At 44.0% G+C, this 18412-nt stretch carries 16 protein-coding genes, 1 pseudogene and 1 riboswitch; of the genes and pseudogenes, 4 read left to right on the top strand and 13 right to left on the bottom strand.

Annotation, left to right across the window (positions count from 1 at the left end):
- Positions 1-95: 95 nt before the first annotated feature.
- Positions 96-201: riboswitch (cyclic di-GMP riboswitch) on the bottom strand.
- Between the two features lie 406 nt (positions 202-607).
- On the bottom strand, positions 608-1540 hold the full coding sequence (locus HFM85_RS06610; protein WP_173738379.1) for a hypothetical protein: 933 nt from the start codon (positions 1538-1540) through the stop codon (positions 608-610).
- A 228-nt stretch (positions 1541-1768) separates the two neighbouring features.
- Positions 1769-4027 carry a hydratase gene (locus HFM85_RS06605; RefSeq protein WP_173738378.1) on the bottom strand — a complete coding sequence of 753 codons (2259 nt, stop codon included), beginning with the start codon at positions 4025-4027 and terminating at the stop codon, positions 1769-1771.
- A gap of 227 nt (positions 4028-4254) precedes the next feature.
- Here HFM85_RS06605 and HFM85_RS06600 point away from each other — a divergent pair, with 227 nt between their 5' ends.
- Complete coding sequence (locus tag HFM85_RS06600; protein ID WP_173738377.1) at positions 4255-4521, top strand: hypothetical protein; 267 nt, start codon at positions 4255-4257, stop codon at positions 4519-4521.
- 73 nt (positions 4522-4594) lie between these two features.
- On the opposite strand, the gene HFM85_RS06595 is transcribed toward HFM85_RS06600, so the two are convergent.
- Positions 4595-5458 (bottom strand): MurR/RpiR family transcriptional regulator, encoded by an 864-nt coding sequence (locus tag HFM85_RS06595; RefSeq protein ID WP_173738376.1) that lies wholly within the window; start codon positions 5456-5458, stop codon positions 4595-4597.
- A gap of 232 nt (positions 5459-5690) precedes the next feature.
- On the opposite strand from HFM85_RS06595, the gene HFM85_RS06590 reads away from it, so the two are divergent.
- The gene (locus tag HFM85_RS06590) at positions 5691-6959 is read left to right on the top strand and encodes a Glu/Leu/Phe/Val family dehydrogenase (RefSeq protein WP_173738375.1); all 1269 of its coding nucleotides are present in this window, start codon (positions 5691-5693) and stop codon (positions 6957-6959) included.
- Positions 6960-7344: 385 nt separating this feature from the next.
- On the opposite strand, the gene HFM85_RS06585 is transcribed toward HFM85_RS06590, so the two are convergent.
- From HFM85_RS06585 to HFM85_RS06565, 5 genes are all read right to left on the bottom strand, one after another.
- Positions 7345-7944, bottom strand: a complete 600-nt coding sequence (locus tag HFM85_RS06585) for a hypothetical protein (RefSeq protein ID WP_173738374.1) — start codon at positions 7942-7944, stop codon at positions 7345-7347.
- A gap of 188 nt (positions 7945-8132) precedes the next feature.
- Positions 8133-9518: a UDP-N-acetylmuramoyl-tripeptide--D-alanyl-D-alanine ligase gene (locus tag HFM85_RS06580; protein WP_173738373.1), complete on the bottom strand. Its 1386-nt coding sequence runs from the start codon at positions 9516-9518 to the stop codon at positions 8133-8135.
- A gap of 60 nt (positions 9519-9578) precedes the next feature.
- Positions 9579-10619: a D-alanine--D-alanine ligase family protein gene (locus tag HFM85_RS06575; protein ID WP_119239516.1), complete on the bottom strand. Its 1041-nt coding sequence runs from the start codon at positions 10617-10619 to the stop codon at positions 9579-9581.
- A 67-nt stretch (positions 10620-10686) separates the two neighbouring features.
- Entirely contained in the window at positions 10687-12087 is a 1401-nt protein-coding gene (locus HFM85_RS06570; protein ID WP_173738372.1) for a L,D-transpeptidase family protein, read from the bottom strand.
- Positions 12088-12179: 92 nt separating this feature from the next.
- Positions 12180-13463, bottom strand: a complete 1284-nt coding sequence (locus HFM85_RS06565; RefSeq protein WP_173738371.1) for a PLP-dependent aminotransferase family protein — start codon at positions 13461-13463, stop codon at positions 12180-12182.
- A 441-nt stretch (positions 13464-13904) separates the two neighbouring features.
- Here HFM85_RS06565 and HFM85_RS06560 point away from each other — a divergent pair, with 441 nt between their 5' ends.
- Together HFM85_RS06560 and HFM85_RS06555 are read left to right on the top strand one after the other, a co-directional pair.
- A complete protein-coding gene (locus HFM85_RS06560; RefSeq protein ID WP_173738370.1) occupies positions 13905-14768 on the top strand; it encodes a class I SAM-dependent methyltransferase in 864 nt (287 codons plus the stop codon).
- A gap of 141 nt (positions 14769-14909) precedes the next feature.
- Positions 14910-15098 carry a hypothetical protein gene (locus tag HFM85_RS06555; RefSeq protein WP_110103587.1) on the top strand — a complete coding sequence of 63 codons (189 nt, stop codon included), beginning with the start codon at positions 14910-14912 and terminating at the stop codon, positions 15096-15098.
- A gap of 48 nt (positions 15099-15146) precedes the next feature.
- On the opposite strand, the gene HFM85_RS16775 is transcribed toward HFM85_RS06555, so the two are convergent.
- From HFM85_RS16775 to HFM85_RS06530, 5 genes and pseudogenes are all read right to left on the bottom strand, one after another.
- Positions 15147-15272 (bottom strand): DUF3990 domain-containing protein, encoded by a 126-nt coding sequence (locus HFM85_RS16775; RefSeq protein ID WP_173738393.1) that lies wholly within the window; start codon positions 15270-15272, stop codon positions 15147-15149.
- Positions 15269-15349 (bottom strand): annotated as a pseudogene (locus HFM85_RS16655) (DUF3791 domain-containing protein); the annotation flags it as partial. The gene HFM85_RS16775 and the pseudogene HFM85_RS16655, both read right to left, overlap by 4 nt.
- Before the next feature lie 9 nt (positions 15350-15358).
- The gene (locus HFM85_RS06540) at positions 15359-15808 is read right to left on the bottom strand and encodes a hypothetical protein (protein ID WP_173738369.1); all 450 of its coding nucleotides are present in this window, start codon (positions 15806-15808) and stop codon (positions 15359-15361) included.
- The gene (locus HFM85_RS06535; protein ID WP_173738368.1) at positions 15789-16274 is read right to left on the bottom strand and encodes a DUF3990 domain-containing protein; all 486 of its coding nucleotides are present in this window, start codon (positions 16272-16274) and stop codon (positions 15789-15791) included. Before HFM85_RS06535 ends, HFM85_RS06540 begins: the two co-directional genes overlap by 20 nt.
- Before the next feature lie 517 nt (positions 16275-16791).
- The gene (locus tag HFM85_RS06530) at positions 16792-18240 is read right to left on the bottom strand and encodes a uracil-xanthine permease family protein (protein ID WP_118752848.1); all 1449 of its coding nucleotides are present in this window, start codon (positions 18238-18240) and stop codon (positions 16792-16794) included.
- Positions 18241-18412 lie beyond the last annotated feature (172 nt).

The raw sequence follows: 18412 nt of genomic DNA, 5'->3' as shown, positions 1-18412 counted from the left end.
TCTGTTTCATGCTTCGTTATCCTGCTTTTATCTATATACAGAGAACCTATCCCTGCCAGTTTTCTTATCCATTTTTGCATACAAAAAAGGACACCTTCCAAAACCTGCCAGCGTCCCTACTATATTTCTTTAACATCACACTGATTTTAGCCCCTTCTGGCTTTGCGGCCCTGCCTTTCAGCAGGTTTGCCTTGAAATAATTTCCATTTTTATCAAAAATAAAATACCATGAAGTTTTTCATACGTCAATAATGTTGGATAGAAAATCCGTGTATTTTGCGTATGCCAGGTTGCATTGTCAGGGATTAGGATGAATTTTGGCTATTTTGCACATTGATATTATTATCTGTTATACATATAGTAATATTAACAGGACTCCCCGCACCTCTCAACGATGTGCCCCAGGGGAGATATTTTTTTATATGAAGATATTATTGAAGAAATAATATAAAGTGGAGTTCTGGTTTAGGGAATTCCATTTTTATTGCTTGTATTTGCTTTGTTATTAGCGTACTTTGCTCCCATATGATATCCTGTTTTTTTCGCATATTTAGGATAAAAGAAAAGCCATGGCTCTGCCATGACCTTTCAATTTATATTTGCTGTCTTATTCAGCAGAAATACCTGCCAGTTTTACATTTACGTTATAAGTTGCCGGGTCTTCTGCTGCTGCATTATTGACACAATCAGCATCGGTACCTTCCATCCAGATATAAACACGCATTTTTACGCCATCATACCCTACGGAAGAAGCAATTTTTTGTGTGCCAGATGAAACTTCATAGTTCTTTCCAACCTTCGTGGCTATCCAGTTTTGACTATTCTGATCGGTATAAGTAGTAGCATAAATATATGGATAAGTCACTGCTACTGGTTTTAATTTTCCGTCTGTCTTCGTGCAATCCAGCACATCACCTTCTTTTCCTTTAGCTGTATTGTATTCTGCCTGCGGGTTTTTCTTATCACTTATGGCAAAAATGTATTCACCCTGTGATGGCTGTTTTTTTCCAACTTTATGTACTACAAAACCGACCCGGATCGCAGATGAGATTGGATTCTTCGGATCGCTGTCCTCAAAGCCGATGTCTGCTATGTAAATATCTGTAGGATCGCCGTTTGTTTTCAGAAAAAGGCTGGTATTGTAATAATCACTGTAATCTCCCTTTCCAAAGAGACTTGCTACCAGATTGGACTGATTCTCGGTTCCATTGGTAAATCCCAGAACTTTCTGGAAGCCGCCGCTGATCCGGTTGGTGGATACAGGATTCAGTCTTCCGGAAAAACTGTCCAGAACTGCTGCCGAACCATATGTTCCGCTGTAGGAATTGCTGATCTGCAGATTGACGCCTGCTCCTGCTGCCATACGGACTTTTGTTGTATGTCGGCTTGTGTTGTATATATACCATGCGTATGTTGCTGAAGCCACTGCGATCAGTGCAATAAGCAACGCAAAAACACCTGTGGTAAGTCTGTTTCTTAGTTTTTTTCTGCTGGAAATATCTGATTTATTTATCTCATCAGAAATAATTGGCACCTCCATTTTCTGTTTATCGTCAGAGTGTACTCTTATTATACACTTTTGTACAACATCATACCATATTCCATTATTTTCATCAATTCATCATTGATGCTGTTTTTTTAAGTTTCTATTACAGTTTCCGTCAGTTTTTCACCTTCGGCTGACCGTTAAGACGGTATTTTCAGTGTTCAGAAAAGACCGGCGATTTTCACCTCGCCGGTCTTTTGCTTTTGGAATTTATTTTGTATTTTATTTACGGTTGTAGTTGATCAGGCAGCCTTTGAGGATGATTTCTCTCTCATCGTCTGTCAGCTCACCAAGTGTAACGTCGAACTCTTTCAGGGAGTCACCGTCTACTGTGTAGCCTTTGATCACGTCTGCCTTCTCCTCAACTGCCTTACGGATTCCAGGGAAGAACAGGTAATCACCGTTCCTGAACGGAAGGTCTCCAGCCGGGATCAGGAATGGAAGCATACCCCAGTTGATCAGGTTGGAACGATATCTCTTGGTTGCGTACTCATTGGCAACGTTTGCCCAGCCGCCAAGTACCTTCTGGCAGGATGCAGCCTGCTCTCTTGCGGAACCATCGCCAGGTTTCACTGCAAAGATGGTGCTTCCTACGCCAAGGTTTGTCTTATCAACATCCGGATAGGATTTATGGATGGTTTCCATAACCGGTTTCAGTTCCGGAACTGCCTCAGCCGGGCACTGACCTGCCTGAATTGCCTTCTGTGCTGCCTGGATCTCTTTTGCACGGCCTACGTAAGCCGGGTCTTTTCTGGAGAGTGTGAACTCTGCAAGTCCAAGCGGATTGGAACGGTAGGAGGATGTCTCACCGGATGGGATCAGCTCGTCAGTTGTGGTAACCGGATCATGGATCTCGGAAACAACTTTCAGGATCAGGTTGTCTGCAAGTGCAGCCATCTCCGGCCAGTCCTTGATGTTCGGGCCAAACTGGATCTCAACGCTTGGATCTGCTACGCCCTTGCTGTCAAATACACGGTTCTTGTAGATGGATTTATCAAAGTAATATTTATGCTCGGAATAGCTTCCCTCAAACTCCTCTGCTGATGTAAGGAATCCCTTGTTGGCAGCTGTTGCAGCAATGGAACGTGCATCCATAAGTGCAACAGAAGAGATCTGACCGTTCTGGATCTTGGAGCCTTCACGGTTCGGGAAGTTTCTGGTTGTGTGTCGGATACTGAACGCATTGTTGGCTGGTGTATCTCCGGCACCAAAGCACGGTCCGCAGAATGCAGTTTTCACAACAGCACCTGTTCCGATCAGCTCTGCAAGAACGCCGTTCTTAGCCAGCTCCATGTAGATCGGAGTACTTGCCGGGTAAACGCTTAATGTGAAAGCATCGTGGCCGATGTTTTTGCCCTTGAGGATGTCTGCTGCTGCACAGATATTCTCGAATCCGCCGCCTGCACATCCGGCAATGATTCCCTGCTCAACATAAAGCTGTCCGTCAACTACCTTATCTCTTAATGTGAAAGGAATTTTTCCATCAAGGCTTACCTGTGCTCTTTTCTCAACATCTGCAAGGATGTCGTCCAGGTTTGCTTTCAGCTCATCGATGGTGTAAGTATTGCTTGGATGGAACGGCATTGCGATCATTGGCTTGATCTCACCAAGGTCGATTTCAACGCAGCCGTCATAGTATGCAACACTGCCTGGTTTCAGCTCTTTGTAATCTTCCGGTCTTCCGTGGATCGCGTAGAACTCCTCGATCTTCTCATCTGTCTGCCAGATGGAGGAAAGGCATGTGGTCTCTGTTGTCATAACATCGATTCCGATACGGAAGTCTGCGCTTAAGCTGGCAACACCTGGTCCAACGAACTCCATAACTTTATTCTTCACATAGCCGTTGGCAAAAACTTCTCCGATGATAGCCAGTGCAACGTCCTGCGGTCCTACGCCCGGGCGCGGAGTGCCTTTCAGATAGATGGCAACTACTCCTGGCATGTTGATGTCGTATGTCTGACAGAGAAGCTGTTTTACAAGCTCCGGTCCGCCCTCGCCCATAGCCATGGTTCCAAGAGCACCGTATCTTGTATGACTGTCAGAACCGAGGATCATTTTTCCGCCGCCTGCAAGCATTTCTCTTGCGAACTGATGGATAACTGCCTGATGAGGCGGTACGTAAACACCACCATATTTCTTTGCACAGGTGAGACCAAACATGTGGTCATCTTCGTTGATGGTTCCGCCTACTGCACAGAGAGAGTTATGACAGTTGGTCAGTACATATGGTACCGGGAATTTCTCAAGTCCTGAAGCTCTTGCTGTCTGGATGATTCCTACAAATGTGATATCATGGGAAGTCAGTTTATCGAATTTGATCTGAAGCTTCTCCATGTTGTCAGATTTATTGTGAGCCTTGAGAATTGAATATGCGATGGTATTCTTTGCAGCCTCTTCCTTCGCTACTGGCAGGTTCGCCTGGTTCTCAGGAATGATATCCTGTCCGTTCTGAAGATAAACACCGGTATCGTAAAGTTTCATTTCGGTTCCTCCAATCTGTAATGATTCTTTTTTTCATAATTTCGTTTATTATAGAGGATTTTTACACATTAGTCAATAAAAGTGAGGTGGGCTGATGCACTGTTTCCTGTACAAAATGGCTGATATTCTTATAAAGTCCGGATCTTTACAACTTTACTTTCCCTGTCTCTGACGGTATACTATAGCCATTCGATAATTTTTACGGCAATACAGAAAGGAAATTTTATATGTTTCGTTTATGGGGAAAAATATGGAAGGATAATCATATGCTTCAAGATACAGTAGTCTGTGATGACAGTGACGATACAAGAACACATAAGATCTTTCATGGGCTTGAGGAGATCTGTTATGAGATGGATCTTGGAAATCCGATCTGGCTGGATTCTACTGTAAAGGATTTTAAGAAGCATGATAAAGCACGTTTTTATCAGGATAATTTTATTGAGCAGATCGACTTTGATTACCTGGAGATCCAGGTGATCGAGGAAGATTAGAATATCAGAATACCGGAAATTGACAAGGAGAGCTGATACATTTATACAGTATCAGCTCTCCCTGTTTTTATACTCAGAAATTCCCGATCTGGGAAGTATATTCATCGATACGTTCCAGCAGCTCCTGGTTGGAATAATTCGTTTCCCTGCATGTATATGCGCAGAGCATCTCTGCTGCGAACATTCCTGCTACATAGGAATTATAGAATTCACTGCTGTCGCCTCTGGCAGTCAGCACTACGTCAGCAAACTTGGCAGCTTCGCAGGTAGGCTTATCTGTCAGAAGGATAATGGAAGCTCCCTGTTTATGTACCATCTCCGCAGTGAGATACATCAGTCTTGAATATCTGGAATAGGTAATAAAAACTGCTGCGTCTCCTTTTTTCAGGTCGCTTGCGAAATCGAACATGTTCTGCCCGTGGCTTCCGTAATTATACACATGGGGAAGAGTCTGTCTGAGGATCGTATTCAGAAATTCTCCCACACAGGTAGATCCCCTTGAGGAAAAAATATATTTCACATCACTGTTAATAAGAATACTGCTCGCCTTGCGGTACTGTTCTTCTGTGTTGCTTGCAATGGTACTCTGAATATTACTCAGAGTATATGCGCATACCGTATCCTGTACAGTCGCCTTATGCTCTTTTTTCTTAATTGCCTCAATTCGCTCTGCCGGAATGAGGATTCCTGTGTCCACGTCTCTGGACTGCTCTGCATAGGTTTCCCGCAGAAAGCTCTGAAAATCCGGATATCCGGTAAAACCAAGAGTCTTGGTAAGCCGGATCACAGAGGAATAACTCACATTCAGCGCCCCTGCCAGCTCTGTTGATGTCATAAAACAGCATTTCTGCAGATTCTCAAGAACATAGTCTGCAACTTCTTTTTCCTTTGGTGTCAGCTGCGCTGAAATGATCAGCTTCTGTAACTGATTCTCCATGAAATACCCTCCTGGTCTTCCTGATTTTATATCTGGCATTCTTATACACTGTTTTTATTTTAACATACGCTTATGTAAAAACGCCTAAAAAGATATAAATATTTTTGTATATGTTTTTATGAATAAAATTATTTACTATTCATATATGCTGTGCTATACTCAGTTCATCAGATGAATAATATTATTCTTAATCATTTAAGAAAAAATATTTGTTTTCAAAGGAGTGGTAACAATGGCAGAAAAAAAGTATAATCCATATGACAATATGCTCTCTGTCCTGAAACAGTCTGCAGAGGCACTGGGTCTCAGTTATGAAGATTACGCAACACTTTGCTACCCGGAACGTGAGCTTAAGGTTTCTATCCCGATCCGTATGGACGATGGCTCCATCAAGGTATTTGAAGGATATCGTGTTCAGCATTCCAGTGCACGTGGACCGTGCAAGGGTGGTATCCGTTTCCATCAGAATTCCGACATGGACGAGGTTAAGGCTCTTGCTGCATGGATGTCCTTTAAATGTGCAGTTGTAAATATTCCTTACGGCGGTGCCAAAGGAGGCATCAAGGTCGATCCTTCCAAGCTTTCCAGAGCTGAGCTGATCCGTCTGACCCGTCGTTATACAACCCGTATCCTTCCTATCATCGGCCCGGATAAAGATATCCCTGCTCCGGATGTTAATACAAACGGTGAGGTTATGGCATGGATCATGGATACTTACAGTATGTTCACAGGCCATACGGTTCCAGGTGTTGTTACCGGTAAACCGATCGAGATCGGCGGTTCTGTCGGCCGTGTAGAGGCTACCGGACGCGGAGTTACCATCATTGCTTATCAGTGCATGGAAAAGAATAATATCGATCCTGCCAACGCAGCTATCGCTGTTCAGGGTATGGGAAATGTCGGCGGAACTGCTGCTGAGATTTTTTATAAGAATGGTCAGAAGGTCGTTGCTGTCAGTGATTACACAGGCGGACTTTACTGCGAGGACGGACTTGATATTCCGGCTATCCGCAAGTTTATTTCTGAAGGAAATACTCTCGATAAATATGAGCAGGATGGCGTTCAGCACGTTACAAATGACGGTCTTATCACCTGCAAATGTGATGTCCTGATCCCGGCTGCCCTTGAGAATCAGATCACAGAGGATAACGCCGGACGCATCCAGGCGAAACTGATCATCGAGGCTGCCAACGGACCAACTTCTGTTGAAGCTGACGAGATTCTGAATTCCAGAGGAATCATCGTATGCCCGGATATCCTTTCCAACGCAGGTGGTGTTGTTGTTTCTTATTTTGAGTGGGTTCAGAACATCCAGAATCTTACCTGGGATCTTGATGAAGTAAACAAAATGCTTCAGAAGATCATGCTTACTGCATTTAATGAAGTTTACGCATTAAGTCAGGAGAAAAATGTTACTCTTCGTATGGCAGCTTACATGGTTGCGATCAAGAGGATCACCACAGCCGGTAAACTTCGTGGCGGCCCGATCTCCATGGGTTGATGCTGTATAACTGATAAATTCCTTATCTTACACAATTATATACAGTCAATCGGATATTCGCAATCCGCTTTCGCTACTTGCTCATAACCGAATAACTGCTCCGCAGTTTATCAGGAGGGGCTTGTACCCCTCCTGATACAAGTAAGTCCCACCCACTGCTTATTGCTCCTCGCAATTGAAACAGGGGACTTACTTGATTCGGTTAAAAACTCTCCGGTTGATTCCAAAGAATCGTATCTGCCGGAGAGTTTTTATAAGTATATATTTATTAATCTATAGCATTTCTTCAAATCGCTGCAGTGAATTTATTTATCCGGAACCTGAATTGCTGCCGCAGATATTTGTACGTATATCTGTGTTTTTTCAGATATTCTGAAATCTATGCTCACTCCGCATTCATAAACTCTCTTATGATCTCCTTCATGATCTCTTCCTCCTCAGGTGAAAGCATCTTGCTGAAGTGGCTTCCTGTTGCCGCTGTCTGACGGATGCTTCTGGTGATCTTATCTACGATCTCCTCCTGCAAAACAGGATCGTTTTTCTGCGGAACAGGGACTTCTTCCACCCAGGTGCGGACCTGCTCCACATAGTCAGCCAGTGATGTCATCACCAGCTCTTCTTTATAAGAAAAATCCAGTGCCTGTCTCAAAAGCAGGAGAACTGCTGGCACAGCTGCCCCTATATAAAGATACAGCATGGGCAGTCCTTCTGCATGTCCGAGTCTGTTGTTCAGAAAAACAGACAGAACCAGAAAGAAGGTGCTGAGCAGGGACGGATACCATACGAAACGGTTCATTCTGTGAAGAAGCCTGTCTCTTGATTTCCACATGTTCAGCCATTTTTCTTTCAGGTTCTGTAATCTCTGTGTATTTCGGATCATTCTTCTGTAGGTAAGGTTCGTTGCCAGCATCCCAAGTCCGCCGATGCATCCCAAAGATGTCATAACGTAAAGTGGGATATCCAACCGCATGATCGTTTCCAGCATAATACCCTCCCGTTTCCACACACTGCTCCACAGTGCCTGAGTGTCATTCCGTTTATTCTATGCCGTTTCAGGCATCCACTCCATGACTGCTCATTCACATTGCTCATTGTTTAGGAATATTATACTTCTATATCGCTTATCTGGAAACAATTTTCGTTCGTCAAATCCTCGCCCTGTTCCCGGTCTTTTTACATTTCCTGCAGTGCTTTGACTACATTTTCAAATTTCATGAAATGAGATGCTTTTACAAGGATGGTGTCTCCCTGTTTTACATAAGTGTTTAAGTTAGAAAGAAGGCTTTCCAGATCTTTCTCCCGGATCACGGTTAAGTCCGGATTGGTCTTAATAGCTTTTTCCGCGATGTGGGCTGCGAGCGGGCCTACACAGATGCAGACATCAATCTTACAGTGGCCGGCATGAACGCCTACACCTTCATGAAGTGCTACTTCATCTGCTCCAAGCTCTCCCATGTCTCCCAGGATAGCTACTCTTCTGCCAAGTCCGTCCTGAAGAACATCAAGAGATGCTTTCATGGACATCGGGTTTGCATTGTAGCAGTCATCTACGATCATAAATTTCTCTGTCTCGATCATGTTGAAACGGCCGCTTACAGGCTCCAGGCTTTCGATTCCCTGTTTGATCTCCTTGGCTGTAAGGCCATAAAGCCTGCCAATGGCTGCTGCTGCCAGTGCATTGGATACCATATGACGGCCAGGCATTGGAATGTTTACGTGGAAACACTCTTCTCCGCCTTCTGCCAGCTCACCTTTGATACAGATATCACAGCTCATCCCTTTCAGGCCACGGCTTTCTACGTTTTCGCAGGTAACAGCACAGTTGTCTCCTGTTCCGAAAAATACCGGTCTGATTCCGTTGTATTCTTTTACAGTGGAGAGCTTATCGTCATCACCGTTAAGTACGATATTCTTTTTCACATACCGGAAAATCTCTGTCTTGGCCTTGAGAACACCGTCTCTGTCTCCCAGATTCTCCAGATGACAGGTTCCGATGTTTGTGATCACGCAGGTATCCGGCTTTGCGATTTTTGCAAGGCGGGTCATCTCACCGAAATCACTGATTCCCATTTCCAGGACTGCGATCTCATCCTCATCGCGAAGACGGAACACAGTCAGCGGAAGCCCAAGCTCATTGTTAAAATTACCCTGGGTTTTGAGAGTGCGGTATTTCTCTTTCAGTACAGAAGCGATCACTTCTTTTGTGCTGGTTTTTCCAACGCTTCCTGTGATTCCCACTACCGGGATGTTCAGCTGCTCCAGATAAAATTCTGCAATGTCTTTTACTGCCTGAAGGGAAGATTCCACCTGAATATACGGATGATCCGCTCCCTCAAGGACACGCTCGGATAACGTTGCAAGTGCACCTGCTTCCATTACCTGCGGAATAAAACGGTGAGCATCCACACGCTCTCCAACAACCGGCACAAAAAGACCGCCTTTTTCCACCTTGCGGCTGTCTGTTGTGATCGCTGTTACTTCTTCCTGAAGCTTCTCCTGTGGTCCGTGGTAAGTACCGCCGCAGACTTTGGTGATATTCTCTAATGTAAGATTTTTCATAGATAAAAGCCTTTCTTTTTTCTGAAATGATATAAGTCTGTGGAAGGAGTCTGTCATTCCTTATTTATTATATTTCTTAAGTGAAATGCGGATCAGTTCTTCGCAGAGATCCGGATAGTCGATTCCCAGGACTTTTGCTTCCTGTGGGATCAGGCTGGTTGGTGTCATTCCCGGAAGTGTGTTAGCCTCTAGGCAGTACATGTCGCCGTTCTCCTTCATCATGAAGTCAAAACGTGCGTAGCCTTCAATGCAGAGAGCTTTTGCGCCAGCTTCTGCATAGTGCTGCATCTTCTCGGTAAGTTCCGGTGATATCTCAGCAGGACAGGTCTCTACTGTGGAGCCTGCCTGATATTTATTTTTGTAGTCATAAAAGCCCTGCTTCGGTGCGATCTCGATGATCGGATAAGCCTTGCCATCTACAACTGCAACAGAAAACTCACGGCCCTTGATATATTCCTCAACAACCACTTCATCCTCATAGGAATATGCACCGTCAATGGCATCCTCATATTCTTTCTGGTCGTTTACGATATAAACGCCTACGCTGGAACCACCGCAGCATGTTTTTACAACAACAGGAAATTCCATTCCGAGATCGTGGATATCTCTTGTACAGTTCTCTTTCAGCATGGAAACACCCTTCGGTGTAGGTACCTCATCCATAAGGAAAATCTTCTTGGTGAGGCCTTTATCCATTGCAAGGGCACTGCTTAAATAGCCGGTTCCTGTGTAGCGGATTCCAAGAAGGTCGAAAGTTGCCTGAACTTTTCCGTCTTCTCCGTTGGAACCGTGAAGTCCCATAAATACAATGTCAGCAGCCTGGCAGAGCTCCAGTACATTCGGCCCGAAAAAGCTTCTTCTTGTACGTTTGATGTTCTCGATATCATCGTCAAAGCTTCTCATATATTCTGCTGCAGAATCTACTTCATAATCTTTATCTCCGAACGGCTCATCCCAGTCTACAGGCTCCAGTCCGCAGAAAATATCTACCAGGATCGCATTGTGGCCCTTCTGGCGAAGTGCTTTGCAGACACCAGTTCCTGTTACGATGGAGATTTCTCTCTCTGTACTGGTTCCGCCTGCCAATACAACGATATTCATACTTTCATCTCCCTTGATAATTTTGTGTTTTCTTGTTTCGTATTCTTTTAATATTTCTTTTAATCTCTTATTCATATACTACTATCGGTACTCCTACGCTAATATTATTGTAAATGATTGCTGCCTGGTCCTTCGGTGTGTTTACACAGCCATGTGAACCGTTTGTGATGTAGATCTGGCCTCCGAACTGGGATCTCCATGTTGCATCGTGGATTCCGACACCTCCGGAGAAAGGCATCCAGTATGTGACAGGTGCTGCATATCCCGTTCCTTTCAGAACAGCCGGGGAACGCATGGCATCCAAGGCAAAACAGCCCAACGGTGTTCCATGTCCTTTATTAATACATCCGGTTACTACAGGTGTATCTACCAGAAGCTGTCCATCTTTATAAAATACCATTCTCTGGTTGGTCAGGTCAATCTCTACATATGTATTTCCTATATCATTGGTGTCACGGCAAAGTCCGCTGTAAGCATAGGCGGGCTGTCTTACTTCCGTGGTTCCTGCAAGGATCGCATTGTAAAGCCAGTCTGTCTCTGTTGTCTGGTCGATAGCCCAGCCGTAATCACCGCCTTTGATGGTCTTCTGACGGCCATCATATGTGGTAAAGGTTCTTGTACATCCAAAAGTATCATATTTATATCCAAGATTATTTACATAGGCTGCTACCTGGTTCTTATCAATTGTATAATTGCCTTTTTCGTCTTTTGTAAGCCAGTCTTTGATGGTATTGCGGTCCAGCTGCTCGGAGCGGTCGGAAAAATCATAGGTGATCACACAGCTGGTAAGCTTGTTCAGCTGGTCGCAGTCTTTCTTGAGGGTTTTATCATCTTTGTATACAGAAGGCTTCTTGTAGCAGTCTTTCTTTTCAAGATTGACTGTGGTATCTCCTGCGGAAACTGCCGCGCGGATCACTTTCTGTACTTTCTTTGTATCAAGTGTTGTTCCTTCTTTTTCCGGCTGGATCTCATAAGTCTCACCGTTGTCTTTGATGCAGGCATCTATTGGTTTCTCCATGTTATCCTTCTGCATACATTTCAGACTTTTTACTGTTTTGGTGAGTTTCTTGTCATCATCGTATTCCGTATCTGTATTCAGCTTGTATTTTTTCTGCTGATTGAAAGCCAGGAACCATTTATAGCGATCCTGTTTCCGGATCAGTTTAGCTGCGCCGTTATCCGGCTTGTATACAAGACCTGCTTCTTTTGCAGTGATGCTTTCTTTACCATTGTTTCTTGTTTCTACTGTAAGAACATAAGCCTGAACTTCTTTTGCAAGGAGTTCTTCTGTCTCATCTGCTGTTTTGTAAGAGCAGTTAAAACCGTTCACCTGTGATCCCGGCAGAAAATGGTCTGTAAAATAGTGCACACCGTATCCGTAAGCTGCTGCCGTAAGTATCAGCAGGATAATGATCAGTGCAATGACCACTTTTTTCCAGGTTTTCATTTTTTCTTTTTCCTCACCCATAAGATTGATTCTCTCCGATAGTTTATGACTGCCCGGTATTACATATACAGAAATACCGGGCAGTCTGATGTTATCTTTTTCTTGGTTACTGATTATTTCTCCAGAAGTTTTTCCACGCTCACAAGCTTCACGCAGAGAACGAATACCTCTGCAGCTTTTCCAAGTTCCTCAATGCTTGGGTAGCTTGGTGCGATACGGATGTTGCTGTCTTTCGGATCATTTCCATATGGATAGGTTGCGCCGGCACCTGTCATAACAACACCTGCCTCTTTTGCTTTGGCAACGATTGCTTTTGCGCAGCCTTCCATTGCATCAAAGGAAATGAAATATCCGCCGTGTGGTTTGGTCCACTCGCCGATTCCAAGTCCGTTAAGCTCTTTGTCCAGTGTAGCAAGAACCATCTCAAACTTCGGACGAAGGATGTCTGCATGTTTTCTCATGTGTTCATGAAGTCCGTTGATGTCCTTGAAGAAACGAACGTGACGAAGCTGGTTCAGCTTGTCATGTCCGATGGTCTGTACTGTCATGTATTTGCGGAAATCATCCAGGTTAGCCTTGGATGCTGCAACTGCCGCAATACCGGAACCCGGGAAGCTTACCTTTGAGGTAGAAGTAAATTTGTAAACAATGTCCGGATTTCCTGCTTTCGCACACTCATCAAGGATCTCAAGAAGGAAGTCCTGGTTGTCATCATAAAGATGATGGATGCTGTAAGCGTTATCCCAGTAGATTCGGAAATCCGGTGCTGCCGGTTTCAGATGTGCGAAACGCTTAACTGTCTCTTCGGAATATGTGTAGCCCTGCGGATTGGAGTATTTCGGAACACACCAGATTCCTTTTACTGCCGGGTCTTCATTTACATATTTCTCAACCATGTCCATGTCCGGGCCTTCCGGAGACATTGGGATATTGATCATCTCAATTCCGAAAAATTCTGTGATTCTGAAATGACGGTCATATCCTGGTACCGGACAGAGAAATTTCACCTTGTCAAGCTTGCACCACGGTGTATTTCCCATAACTCCGTGGGAATAGGAACGTGCGATGGTGTCAAACATTACGTTCAGGCTGGAGTTACCATAGATAATGATGTTCTCAGGCTCAACTTCGGACATCTCTCCAAGAAGTCTCTTAGCTTCCGGAATACCGTCAATCACACCATAGTTTCGGCAGTCTACTCCTGTCTCACATTTCAGATCTGCATCGCCCGCAAGTACTTCCATCATTTTCATGGAAAGGTCAAGCTGATCTGGTGCCGGTTTACCACGGGACATATCCAGTGCCAGACCCTGCGCTTTGATCTCATCAAACTCACGGTCGAGTTCTTTCTTTAAATCGAGCAACTCTTCCCTGCTCATCTCACAATATTTTTTCATATGTTTGCTTCTCCTCTTTTTGCGCACAGTTTAATCTGCGGTTGCTGTGTTCACGCCTTCTGTTTTTCCTCAAGAAATGTCTGCAAAAATCCGTTACTGTTCACTCCACGCTTCGCGGAATATCTCCTGCTGAACATTAACAAAAATCCTTCTGCAAAATGTAGCCACAGTTTCACAGAAGCAGGCTTTATCTTCCCTGGCAGAAAATCTCTGCGTACATTTTAGTATGGAAAAGCGCTGTTGTCAAATCTTTCGTGGAAAATCCTGCACTTCTCTTGCACGAGGGGTGTTTTTCCTCTATACTGGTAAAAATGAGATCATAAAACTAACCGTAATGATACTCAGCAGCTGTAAAGATACTATAACCGGTACTTTATGGAAATATCACAGGAAGATGCTGAAATCTGATATAAATATGAAAGAAACGAGGTATTAAACATCATGTGGATTGCAGATGGTTGGAAAGATTACGAGGTTATTGATACATCTAAAGGAGAGAAGCTGGAACGCTGGGGGGATTATCTCCTTGTTCGTCCTGACCCACAGGTTATCTGGGATACTCCGCGTAAGAACCGTGGCTGGAAGCATATGAACGGCCATTATCACAGAAGCAGCCGTGGCGGCGGTGAGTGGGAGTTCTTTGATCTGCCTCATCAGTGGGATATTCATTACAAGGAGCTTACCTTTAATCTGAAGCCTTTCAGCTTCAAGCATACAGGACTTTTTCCGGAGCAGGCTGTGAACTGGGACTGGTTTGGTGAGAAGATCAGAAATGCCGGTCGCCCGATCAAGGTCTTAAATCTTTTTGCCTATACCGGCGGTGCTACTCTGGCTGCAGCTGCTGCCGGTGCTTCTGTTACTCATGTGGATGCTTCCAAGGGTATGGTGAACTGGGCAAAAGAGAATGCTGCTGCTTCCGGACTTTCCGGTGCACCGATCCGCTGGCTTGTGGATGACTGCGTGAAGTTCGTAGAGCGTGAGATCCGCAGAGGTAATCATTATGATGCGATCATTATGGACCCGCCTTCTTATGGCCGCGGACCGAAAGGCGAGATCTGGAAGATCGAGGATGCGATCCATCCGCTGATCAAGCTTTGTACGAAGATCTTAAGTGATGATCCGTTATTTTTCCTTGTAAATTCTTATACTACGGGTCTTGCTCCGGCTGTGCTGACTTATATGCTGGCTACTGAACTGAAGCCCTGGAAGGGTAATGTGGAGTCACAGGAGATCGGACTTCCTGTTACAGAGAGTGGTCTGGTGCTGCCTTGCGGAGCATCCGGACGGTGGAGTTCCTCCCGGTAGAACCGGGAAGTTGGATTCTACTGTATTGGATGTGAAGCGTTGTGCCGATTTTTATCAGGTATTTCTTTGTATTTTCTGATTATTTGTATTGAAACGCTTTTTTGATAGGTCTATAATATAGAAAAAAGGAGCGTGATCTTTATGAGTACGGAAACTACGAAGGATACTCTTCCTTTTACCTGCACGCCGGCTTATAACCGGGATGCCTGTAAGGGGTGTGTCTGTTCCACCTGCTATGAACAGGAATTTTGTGACCGGTGCAGCTCCTGTGTGGAGCAGGGACATCGGAAGGAACGATGCAATGCTTATGAGGGAGCCTACAATTACTAACAAAAAAAGGATCTGAAAAAGGCAGAACTATTTGTAAAATCTCGCCTTTTACAGATCCTTTTTATTAGTTTCTTTATCTGTCAGATAGAATCCCTGTCCAAAATCCTTGTATGATCTGCACATTGCCAGATTTATATTATCAATCACTATATTGCTCCCATAATATAATCTTATAATGTACCCCCGTTATTTTTGCACAGAATTCCCAGATCCTCTAATATTGTTTCAAAATCCAGTGTATGCTCAACATCATAATTTTCTTAATCCAATAATTTTCCTGCCTCATAAGAACATCTAATATAGTCTGGATTACTGTAATATACATTGGAATTATAATCAGATATCTCATCGCTGATAAAAGAACTGTAAACCATTTTTATCGCTTCAACAATGTCCTGATATAAAAAAGCTACTTCTGATATCAATGTCTGATATACACGTCCTATTGCTGTTACAGTCGGTACTTCATATCTGCATTTTGAAATATTATCATAATTCCCATTCGGTATCCCATAATCTTCAATCCATTCATCAGCTACCTGCTCGAAGGAAAGACAATGATTAATGCCTGCAGCTTTCAGCTGATGTGCCAGAGCTTTATCAGACATTCGAACTACAACATCTTTACTTTTATTATGCGTTTTTCTGGAAACATACTCAATCATTGTGCACACATAAAATAAATCATCTTTATTCCATTGTATCGTCATTGACAGATTCACTCCTTTCATATTCCAGACATTCCAAAGCACGAATACTATGAAAGCTTATCTGATGCGTAGGATGTTTGAACTTTGCATACTCCCAGAACACACTTCGACTGATATTATGATTCAAGAAATCATTTACAAAATTCCAGATTGTATCATCTGCCATTGGACCTTCTACAATATCAAATTCATGCACTTTTCCAATCCGGCATTCCGCTATAAAATCCAGCCATTCATCGCACATATTTTCAAATTTTTTTATGTTAAGTTTTTCATTTTCCACATAAGAGTATACATTAACAATTCCCTGACCATGTTTACGCCCTGCCCAGCGATAGGCCTGTTCATAACTTTTCGTGCAATAAAATCCCCATGAAAAATCTTTTGTATACTTGGTTTTTCTGATTTCCGGAAATTCAACAATCTGACCACTCCCATGATATAGTTCTACCTTACCATGCTCCATTTTGCACCCTCCATACTTTGCAGTTCATACATTATTATCCATCATTTGCTTTCATCTTAAGCCATATTTTTTTATTTCATTAAGCATTTTCAATAGTATTTTTTTCACCTTTTAAAATCATATCCTATAACACAGTATACCATAACCAGATAAACTACGTCACATATTTTTAACCGATCCAATTCCCAGTGAACAGACCCACAAGCGGGCCGCCTTCCCGTCCACCACCCAACAGATCGGCACAACGCTTCACATCCAACACAGTAGAATCCATCATCCCGCCAATACATAATCACATTCCACAACGCAGAACAGCGGCGTGGCCAGGAGGGGAAGAGCGCGAGAAGGGGAGACGGCCTTCGCAACTCCGAGTGCTTCCCCTTCTCGCAAATTACCGCCTTCCAAAAGGCTGAACCTTTATCCCCAAAATAAAAAATTATAAAAAAAGAGACCGTCAGACCAATAAAGTCCAACAGTCTCAAAAAAAGAAAAAAACTCTTTTTATTCTTACACTTTCTTATTTATTCTTAACTTTCTCCAGCATCTCCTCAGCTCTCTCAATCTCACTCTTCTCATCCTTCGGAAGAACAATATTAAGAATAATAGCAAATACCGCCGCCGGAACAATACCGGAGCCACCGAAGATCAGGCTGATCGCCTGTGGCAGATGCACCAGGATCGCTGTATTGGAGCCAAGTCCATAGCCAAGACCAAGTGCTACGGAAACGATCGTAACATTTCTCGGTCCGATCGGCCACTTGGTAATTAACTGGATACCGCTGACAACAATAGATGAGAACATCATAACAGCAGCACCGCCCAGAACACTCTGTGGCATGATGGAGATCAGTGCAGCAAGCTTCGGGAACAGTCCGCATGCGATTAGGAAGATTCCTCCTGTAGCGATACAGAAACGGTTCACGACCTTATTCATTGCAACCAGACCAACATTCTGGCTGAAGGATGTATTCGGAAGCACACCGAACAGTGCAGCGAAGGAAGATCCAAGTCCGTCACACATAACACCACCGGAAAGCTCTTTATCTGTAGCCTCTCTTCCAAGACCACCCTCTGTGATTCCGGAGATATCACCAACTGTTTCAACTGCAGTTACAATAAACATGATCAGGATCGGCACGATCGCACGTGCGTCAAATACCCATTTTACAGGCATCAGTGCCGGTACCGCGAACCATTTTGCCTGAGCAACCTTGTCCCAGTTGAGAACCCAGGCCTTTGTAGCCTCCACAGTAGCACCTGTGTCATCTACATATGTAAATGTTGTTGGAAGTACCATAGCCATGATACTTACCAGAATGTATCCCACGATAATACCGATGAGGATTGAAGAAAAGCTTGTGAAGCCTTTTGTTCCGTGTTTCAGTACAATGATCACGATCAGAACTACAAAACCTACGAAAAGGTTTTCAAGAGAACCGTAATCCTTTGCGGAGCTTCCGCCACCAAAAGAGCTGATTCCCACACCGATCAGTGAAAGACCGATAGAAAGTACAACCGTACCTGTTACAACAGATGGGAAAAATTTTCTTAGGGGCTTCAGAAAGCTTCCCAGAACAGTCTCAAAAAGACCGCCGATAAAGCAGGCTGCCATGATCGAACCATAGGCAACGATACCATTTCCCATGACTCCGGCAACACTCTGACATACGCCGATGAAGCCTGAACTTGTTCCCATAACGATAGGAAGCTTGCCACCGACCGGTCCAATCGTAAAGACCTGTACAAGTGTAACAATTCCTGCGATCAGCATTGCATTCTGTAGTAATGCAACCTGAAGATCCCCTCCTGCTTCGATTCCGCAGGCTGCCGTGATGATAAGAAGCGGGGTAAGGTTACCCACAAACATAGCAAGCACGTGCTGCAGTCCAAGGGGAATTGCCACCTTAAGAGGCGGGCGTCCGTCCAGCTCATAAGGGCTGGCTGTGTTTTTCTCCTGTTTTTCCATAATGAATCCATCCTTTCTTTCCCTATGTCCTGACGATAACATAAAAAAGAAGGCAGTTATACCCCACTGCTGAATATAACCGCCCTGTTATCTGTCAGTACACGTATCGTGTCTCTTCTGTTTCGACACTCTTATCTGAACTGTTATTTCAGACTCCTGAAAAACGGGTTCA

The sequence above is a fragment of the Blautia schinkii genome, from assembly GCF_013304825.1.
GTDB lineage: Bacteria > Bacillota > Clostridia > Lachnospirales > Lachnospiraceae > Blautia_A > Blautia_A schinkii_B.
The sequence above is the reverse complement of the archived record's forward strand: the minus strand, read 5'-3'. Positions and strand labels throughout refer to the sequence as shown.

What these genes read in the sequence shown, in the direction of transcription:
- HFM85_RS06610 (WP_173738379.1), bottom strand. Translation starts at nt 1,540, where the DNA reads ATGGAGGTGCCAATTATTTCTGATGAGATAAATAAATCAGATATTTCC.
- HFM85_RS06605 (WP_173738378.1), bottom strand. Translation starts at nt 4,027, where the DNA reads ATGAAACTTTACGATACCGGTGTTTATCTTCAGAACGGACAGGATATC.
- HFM85_RS06600 (WP_173738377.1), top strand. Translation starts at nt 4,255, where the DNA reads ATGTTTCGTTTATGGGGAAAAATATGGAAGGATAATCATATGCTTCAA.
- HFM85_RS06595 (WP_173738376.1), bottom strand. Translation starts at nt 5,458, where the DNA reads ATGGAGAATCAGTTACAGAAGCTGATCATTTCAGCGCAGCTGACACCA.
- HFM85_RS06590 (WP_173738375.1), top strand. Translation starts at nt 5,691, where the DNA reads ATGGCAGAAAAAAAGTATAATCCATATGACAATATGCTCTCTGTCCTG.
- HFM85_RS06585 (WP_173738374.1), bottom strand. Translation starts at nt 7,944, where the DNA reads ATGCTGGAAACGATCATGCGGTTGGATATCCCACTTTACGTTATGACA.
- HFM85_RS06580 (WP_173738373.1), bottom strand. Translation starts at nt 9,518, where the DNA reads ATGAAAAATCTTACATTAGAGAATATCACCAAAGTCTGCGGCGGTACT.
- HFM85_RS06575 (WP_119239516.1), bottom strand. Translation starts at nt 10,619, where the DNA reads ATGAATATCGTTGTATTGGCAGGCGGAACCAGTACAGAGAGAGAAATC.
- HFM85_RS06570 (WP_173738372.1), bottom strand. Translation starts at nt 12,087, where the DNA reads ATGGGTGAGGAAAAAGAAAAAATGAAAACCTGGAAAAAAGTGGTCATT.
- HFM85_RS06565 (WP_173738371.1), bottom strand. Translation starts at nt 13,463, where the DNA reads ATGAAAAAATATTGTGAGATGAGCAGGGAAGAGTTGCTCGATTTAAAG.
- HFM85_RS06560 (WP_173738370.1), top strand. Translation starts at nt 13,905, where the DNA reads ATGTGGATTGCAGATGGTTGGAAAGATTACGAGGTTATTGATACATCT.
- HFM85_RS06555 (WP_110103587.1), top strand. Translation starts at nt 14,910, where the DNA reads ATGAGTACGGAAACTACGAAGGATACTCTTCCTTTTACCTGCACGCCG.
- HFM85_RS06540 (WP_173738369.1), bottom strand. Translation starts at nt 15,808, where the DNA reads ATGACGATACAATGGAATAAAGATGATTTATTTTATGTGTGCACAATG.
- HFM85_RS06535 (WP_173738368.1), bottom strand. Translation starts at nt 16,274, where the DNA reads ATGGAGCATGGTAAGGTAGAACTATATCATGGGAGTGGTCAGATTGTT.
- HFM85_RS06530 (WP_118752848.1), bottom strand. Translation starts at nt 18,240, where the DNA reads ATGGAAAAACAGGAGAAAAACACAGCCAGCCCTTATGAGCTGGACGGA.